The sequence below is a fragment of the Terrabacter sp. P5_B1 genome (assembly GCF_056400505.1).
In genome coordinates this window covers 1-6917 of sequence record NZ_JBFULD010000227.1, presented here as the reverse complement: position 1 = coordinate 6917, position 6917 = coordinate 1, and the positions used below count along the sequence as shown (strand labels likewise).

General features: G+C 70.3%; 9 protein-coding genes. All 9 read right to left on the bottom strand.

Translation table 11 applies throughout. The annotated features are described in order from the left end of the window. On the bottom strand, positions 1-177 hold a 177-nt coding region (locus tag AC1DP0_RS15395; protein WP_478085671.1), incomplete at its 3' end, for a DivIVA domain-containing protein. A gap of 133 nt (positions 178-310) precedes the next feature. Next, positions 311-595, bottom strand: coding sequence for a YggT family protein (locus tag AC1DP0_RS15390; protein ID WP_478085666.1), 285 nt, complete (start codon positions 593-595; stop codon positions 311-313). 100 nt (positions 596-695) lie between these two features. Further along, a complete protein-coding gene (locus tag AC1DP0_RS15385; RefSeq protein WP_478085664.1) occupies positions 696-1175 on the bottom strand; it encodes a cell division protein SepF in 480 nt (159 codons plus the stop codon). Positions 1176-1214: 39 nt separating this feature from the next. Then, positions 1215-1943 (bottom strand): YggS family pyridoxal phosphate-dependent enzyme, encoded by a 729-nt coding sequence (locus AC1DP0_RS15380; RefSeq protein WP_478085662.1) that lies wholly within the window; start codon positions 1941-1943, stop codon positions 1215-1217. Next, on the bottom strand, positions 1940-2695 hold the full coding sequence (gene pgeF, locus AC1DP0_RS15375; protein ID WP_478085660.1) for a peptidoglycan editing factor PgeF: 756 nt from the start codon (positions 2693-2695) through the stop codon (positions 1940-1942). Before pgeF ends, AC1DP0_RS15380 begins: the two co-directional genes overlap by 4 nt. 19 nt (positions 2696-2714) lie before the next feature. Next, positions 2715-3968: a cell division protein FtsZ gene (ftsZ, locus tag AC1DP0_RS15370; protein ID WP_478085658.1), complete on the bottom strand. Its 1254-nt coding sequence runs from the start codon at positions 3966-3968 to the stop codon at positions 2715-2717. 340 nt (positions 3969-4308) lie between these two features. Beyond that, positions 4309-5082, bottom strand: coding sequence for a cell division protein FtsQ/DivIB (locus AC1DP0_RS15365; protein WP_478085668.1), 774 nt, complete (start codon positions 5080-5082; stop codon positions 4309-4311). Then, positions 5082-6557, bottom strand: coding sequence for a UDP-N-acetylmuramate--L-alanine ligase (murC, locus tag AC1DP0_RS15360; protein WP_478085656.1), 1476 nt, complete (start codon positions 6555-6557; stop codon positions 5082-5084). The genes AC1DP0_RS15365 and murC overlap by 1 nt, the downstream gene beginning before the upstream one ends. Continuing rightward, a partial coding sequence (locus tag AC1DP0_RS15355; RefSeq protein WP_478085654.1) for a glycosyltransferase occupies positions 6554-6917 on the bottom strand: 364 nt, incomplete at its 5' end. The genes murC and AC1DP0_RS15355, both read right to left, overlap by 4 nt.

Genomic DNA, 6917 nt, shown 5'->3' with positions numbered 1-6917 from the left:
CTTGCTCGCGCGGCAGTCGTTGAGCTGCTTCAGGTAGTCGTCGCGCTGCTCGATGAGCGAGCGCATCTCCGCCACGATCTCATCGAGGAAGTCGTCAACGTCCCGCTCCTCGTAGCCACGACGGAACTGCGTGGTCTGGAAGTGCTTGTTGAGCACCTGTTCAGGCGTAAGTGCCATGTGTCACCTCGATGCAGACGTAATGGTTCGGGCCAACGCTATCCAACCTTCCGGTCGCGAACCAAAGGCAGGCTCGCGGTCCGGTTGTCGACACCGGAGCCCGCGCAGCGGGCGACAGGTGGCCACCTGTCGGTCAGAACAAGCTCGGCACGTTGAGAGCGAGGGAGGTCAGCAACATCAGGACGAGGAAGCTGAGATCAAGTCGGACGCCGCCGAGGTTCGGCGACGGGATCACCTTGCGCAGGGCGCGCAAGGGAGGGTCGGTCACGGTGTAGACCCCCTCGGCCACGACGAGGACGACCCCGGAGGGGCGCCACGACCGAGCCAGCACCTGCACCCAGTCGATGACGAAGCGACCGATGAGGGCGATGAAGAAGGTGAAGATCACCACCCCGTAGATGGTCCAGAACGCGTCCATGTCCGTCAGTGTCCCTGATCTTGCGGCCGGAGTGATAGTCGGGGTGCACGTCGACGCCAGCCGACCCCGGCTCACCGCTCCAGGTCGGGGACCGGCGCGCTCAGCTCTGGTTGAAGAAGCCGCGGTTCGAGACCGCGGGCGTCTCTGCCTCGTCGGCGGAGATCTCGACGTGAGCCGGCGACAGGAGGAACACCTTGGAGGTGACGCGCTCGATCGTGCCGTGGAGGCCGAAGACGAGCCCAGCCGCGAAGTCGACGAGACGCTTGGCGTCGGCGTCGTCCATGTCACTGAGGTTCATGATGACCGGCACCTGGTCGCGGAACCACTCGCCGATGTTCTTGGCCTCGTTGTAGGTGCGCGGGTGGATCGTCGTGATGCGGTTGAGCGAGCCGACCTCGACGTCGCGCACGACGGCAGCCACTGGCCGCTTGGTGGGCAGCTGAGTCACCGCTGCGGTGTGCTCGGTGTCGTCGTAGCGGTCGGAGTCGTCGTAGGCGTCGTACTCGTCGTAACGCTCATGACGCTGGTCCTCCTCGCTCAGTCCGAGGTACACCATCGTCTTGCGCAGTGCCCCTGCCATGGCCAGCTCCCAAACGTCGAATTGTGATCGTCGCCGACGTTACAGAAGTGACGGGCGCGAACCGAGGATTGCGGTCCCGACACGCAGGTGTGTCGCGCCGTGGCGCAGCGCCGCCTCGAGGTCGGCGCTCATCCCGGCGGAGATCCAGTCCGCCCTCGCGTGCCGAGCACGTATGCCGTCCGCGACGTCGTGCAGGCGGGCGAAGGCCTCGTCGGGGTCGGCGCCGAGCGGTGCGACGGCCATGACGCCACGCAGCTCGAGAACCGCCGAGGCCGCGACGTCGTCCGCGAGGGAGTCGGCCTCGAGTGGCAGCACGCCACCGCGTGAGGTCGCGCCATCGAGGCTGACCTGGACGAGCACCTCCGGGCGCCGGTCGGCGGCGTGCGCACCCTTGACAAGGGGGGCCACGAGCTTGGCTCGATCCACGGATTCGACGACATCGGCGTAGCCGGCGACATGAGCGGCCTTGTTGCTCTGGAGCTGCCCGATGAAGTGCAGTGTCAGGTCGTGCGCGCCGGACTCCGAGAGCGCGCGCCGCACCTCGCGGAACTTCTCGCTCGCCTCCTGGTCGCGGTTCTCGCCGAAGTGCCGGACCCCCAGCCGGTGGAGGAGCAGGACGTCAGAGGCCGGGAAGTACTTCGTGACGACGACAAGGGTCACGGCCTCGGGGTCGCGGCCCGCCTCGGCGCAGCCGCGGGCGATGCGTTCGTGGACGGCTGCGAGGTTGTCACGCAGCTGTTCCAGTCGCGGCTGCGCGTCGCCCGTCACGCCGAGACCGCGCGGCGCACGACCACGCCCGCGAAGCGGCCGGTCCGACCGTCGCGCCGATAGGAGTAGAGGTCACCACTCTCGCGCGTGCAGCCCGGAACCCATTGCACCGCGACGTCGGCCGCAGCCAGCTGTTCGACCACTCCCGCGGCGACGTCGATTGCCGGGGTCCCTCTCCATGAGCGCGCCGCAGACGCCGGAGCCGTCCGGGCGGCAGCGTGGGCCATGTCGGCAGGCACCTCGTAGCAGCGCCCGCAGACCGACGGCCCCACCGTCGCGGACACGGAGGTCGCACCGAGCTCGCGCATCGCGGTCACCGCACGCCCGACGATCCCGCTCAGCATGCCGGGGCGACCGGCATGGACGGCTCCGACGACCCCCGCCCGGACGTCGTGCAGCAGGACCGGGACGCAGTCGGCCACCAGCACGGCGAGAGCAAGGTCGGTGGCACGAGTGACGATCCCGTCGACAGCCGGCGCCTCACCGGCCCAAGGACCGTTGACCTCGACGACGTCGGTGCCGTGCACCTGGTTCATGAAGACGAGCCGCTCGCGCGACAGGTCGACCTCGTGCGCCAGGGCCTCGCGGTTGGCCTCGACGTCGGCGGCCGCATCCCCGACGTGGCCCCCGAGGTTCAGGCCGGCAAACGCCCCGCCGCCGCGGCCTGCCGACCGGCCGGTGAAGGCCATCTCGACAGCGTCGGCGGGGCGGTCGTGGTCATCGGTCTCGATGGTCGTGCGCCAGTAGAACACGAGCCGACCCTACGACGGCCTACTTGAGGAAGTCAGGGACGTCGAGGTCGTCGCCCTCGTCGAAGGTCACCTGGCGGGGCGGCTGCTGCACCGGCTGCGCTGCCGCAACCGGTGCGTGGTGCTGCGGCTGCTGCTGGGTGGACTGCTGGGTCGACTGCTGCGTGGGCAGCTGGTGAGCCTGCTGGGAGACGGGCTGCGACGCACCGTTGGAGTGGGCCGGCTGCGCCTGCTGGGGCGCCGGCGCGGCCGCCCGCTGCTGCTGGGCCTGCTGCGGGCGTCCCATGACCTGTCCGAGCGCACGGTCGTCGTGGCGCTGGGTCGGACCGCCGCTGTCGAACCCGGCCGCGATGACCGTGACGCGGACCTCGTCGCCGAGCGCGTCGTCGATGACCGCACCGAAGATGATGTTGGCCTCGGGGTGCGCCGCCTCCTGGACGAGACGGGCCGCCTCGTTGATCTCGAAGAGACCGAGGTCGGAGCCACCCTGGATCGACAGGAGCACTCCGTGGGCACCGTCGATGGACGCCTCGAGGAGCGGGCTGCTGATGGCCAGCTCGGCGGCCTGGACCGCGCGGTCCTCGCCCCGTGCGGAGCCGATGCCCATGAGCGCCGAGCCGGCGCCCTGCATGACCGACTTGACGTCGGCGAAGTCGAGGTTGATCAGACCCGGCGTCGTGATGAGGTCGGTGATGCCCTGGACACCGGAGAGCAGGACCTGGTCGGCCGAGCGGAAGGCGTCCATCATCGAGACGTTGCGGTCACTGATCGAGAGGAGTCGGTCGTTGGGGATGACGATCAGGGTGTCGACCTCCTCGCGGAGGCTCCCGATGCCCGACTCGGCCTGGTTGGCGCGGCGGCGTCCCTCGAAGGTGAACGGACGCGTGACGACACCGATGGTGAGCGCGCCGAGCTGACGGGCGATACGAGCCACGACGGGCGCGCCACCGGTTCCGGTGCCACCACCCTCACCCGCGGTGACGAAGACCATGTCGGCCCCCTTGAGGACCTCCTCGATCTCCTCCGCGTGGTCCTCGGCGGCCTTCTTGCCGACCTCCGGGTCGGCCCCCGCTCCGAGGCCACGGGTGAGCTCACGACCGACGTCGAGCTTGACGTCGGCGTCGCTCATGAGCAGCGCCTGGGCGTCGGTGTTGATGGCGATGAACTCGACGCCCTTTAGGCCGACCTCGATCATGCGATTGATGGCATTGACGCCGCCGCCGCCGATGCCGACGACCTTGATGACGGCCAAGTAGTTCTGCGGTGCTGCTGCCACGAGAGTGGGCCTTCCTGACTGGTGATGCCGTGTTGCCGGGTGGTCTGGGGATGGGAGGTGCGTGGTGGGTCCGGTTCGACTGGAGCATGTGGCCCGCAAACCCTCAACGTGAAGGTAAAGGTTACGGTTTGGTCACGAACTGGTGCCCCGACGGTATGACGAGCCACAAGGTCGTTCAACCCACGAGGCGGCGTGTCGTCCCGGGGATTACCCCAATTCCAGGAACCGAGCCCCACACGTCACACCAGCACCACCGGACACGAGGTCCGGACCGCCGGGGACCACTCTCCCACGCGCTTGCTCGTGCCCGGGAATCCGGGTCCCGGACCGCCCCCGCAGGTCAGCGCGTGACGGGTGACGACGGGACGCTGACGTCGATCGTCGACCCCGGCTCCCCCAGCAGGATCTTCACGAGCTTCGCCTTGCGCCTGCCGTCGTCGGCGCCGCCCCAGACGACCGTCTTGGGTGACCCACCCTTCGCCGTGACGGTGAAGGAGACCTGGTCGGCTGCCGACACGGACACGCCGGAGACGTCGGCACGCAGCGAAGGGTCGAGCGACCCGAGGGCCGCCAGCGCCGCCTCGACACCCGCCTTGGTCACCTGGGCGGCTCCCGAGCTGACGAGCGGCACGTCGGCCGGTGCGCTGCCGACGGTCCGGAAAGTGTATCCGTCGCGATCCACGACGTCCACCTCACCCTTGGGGTTGCGCACCGCGAGCACCGCGACGCGCGGGGTGACCGTGATGACGACGGTGTCGGGCAGGCTCCGGCTCACCGAGACGCTGCTCCAGGCACGGTCCGCGAGCAGACGGGTGGTGACGGCGTCGGTGTCGACCCGCATGAGCGGTCCCCCGAGGGGCACCTTGGCCACGCTGCGCACCCGACCCGACGCGGTGGCACCGACCCCGTGGACCTCGACCTTCGAGGCCGTCAGGACACTGCTGAACCATCCCAGCCAGGCGACGAGGCCGCCGAGGACCAGCACGGCCGCCAGGACACCGGCGACGAGGCGGGGCCGCCGACGTGCTGCCGCAGCGCGGCGCTCGAAGCGCCTGCGTGCGGAGGCGAGTCCGGTACCCGCGACGCGACGGCGAGACGAGCCTCGCTCGAGCATCACGGCGACCCACCCCCGAGGACCCGCAAGACCTCCGGGCCGACCATCGTCACGTCGCCCGCGCCGACCGTCAGCACGAGGTCACCGGCTCGAGCCAGGGCCGCCACCGTGTCGGCGACGGCCGACCACGAGGGCACGTAGTGGACGTCGGCCTCCGGCCGGGCGGCTGTCACCGCGTCGGCCACGAGCCGGCCGGACACCCCCGGCAGGGGGTCCTCCCGGGCGGCGTAGACGTCCATGACCACGACGACGTCCGCGGGCGCTAGACCCGACCCCAGCTCGGCGGCGAAGTCACGCGTCCGACTGTAGAGATGCGGCTGGAAGACGACGACGAGGCGCCCGCTGTCCCCGACGAGGTCCTTGGCGGTCTCGACGACCGCAGCGACCTTGCCGGCGTTGTGGGCGTAGTCGTCGACGACGACGACGCCCCCCGCTTCGCCCTTCGGCTCGAACCGCCGTCGCGTGCCGGTGAAGGACGCGAGGCCGGCGATGACGCGGTCGGGGTCCTCGTCGAGGCCGTGGACGGCCGCGGCATACGCGGCCGCGGCGTTGAGCGCGTTGTGGCGACCGGGCACGCCGAGCGTCATCCGGCGATCGACGCCTGCGTCGCGCAGGGTGACCGAGGAGGTGACGCCGTCCTGGCGGTGCTCGCCCAGCACGACGCCGGACGTCGGGTCGAAGCCATAGGTGAGCACGCGCGTGCCGGCTGCCCGGGCCCGCTCTGCAAGGGCCACGGCGCCGGCGTCGTCCGCGCACGTGACGAGCAGTCCGCCGGGGCGGATCGTTGCGACGAAGGCGTCGTAGGCAGCCTGCACAACCTTGAAGTTCGAGTAGAAGTCTAAGTGATCCGGCTGCACATTCGTGACGATCGCGACCTCAGGGCCATAGACCACGAACGAGCCGTCGCTCTCGTCGGCCTCCACGACGAAGATGTCGTCGGCGCCGTCGTGGGCGTTCGTGCCGTGTTTGGCCAGCTCGCCGCCGACGGCGAAGGACGGGTCGAGGCCGCAGCCCTGCAACGCCACGGTGAGCATCGACGTCGTCGTCGTCTTGCCGTTGGCTCCTGCCACTGCGACCGGCCGCCGACCCTGCATCAGTGCGGCGAGACCCTGCGCCCGGTGGAGCACCGGCACCCCCCGCTCGCGCGCTGCCACGAGCTCCACGTTGTCGTCACGGATCGACGAGCTCATGACGATGGCGTCGGCTCGCTCCTGGTGTGCCTCGTGGAACCCGACCCAGACGCCGGCGCCCTCGCTCTCGAGGGCCTTGAGGACGGGGACGTCCTTGGCGTCGCTGCCGGTGACCCGGATGCCGCGGGCCAGCATGATGCGTGCCACGCCCGACATCCCGGCCCCTCCGATGGCGAGGAAGTGCACGCGTCCGAAGTCGGCGGCACTTGGCACGGGCGCCCGGAAGTCGAAGCGCGCCGCAGCGAACGGGTCGTCGACGGTGGGGGTGCGCGGCGTCCGGTTCACAGGCTCTTCCTGCCTTCTGCCGCCTCGTCGACCAGGTCGGCCAGGGCTTCGTCGGCGGCAGTCTCACCGAGCGCGCGGGCAGCAGCCGCCATGGCGCCGAGGCGCGCGGTGTCGGCCGCCAGGGGCAGCAGCTCGGCATCGACCCACGCAGGGGTGAAGGCCGCGTCGTCGACGAGGAGACCGCCTCCGGCTGCGACGACCTCGAAGGCGTTGAGCCGCTGCTCACCGTTGCCGACGGGGAGCGGGACGTACACGGCCGGCAGACCCACGGCCGTCAGCTCGCACACCGTGTTGGCGCCCGCGCGCGCGACGACGAGGTCGCACGCGGCATACGCCAGCTCCATGCGGTCGGCGTAGGGA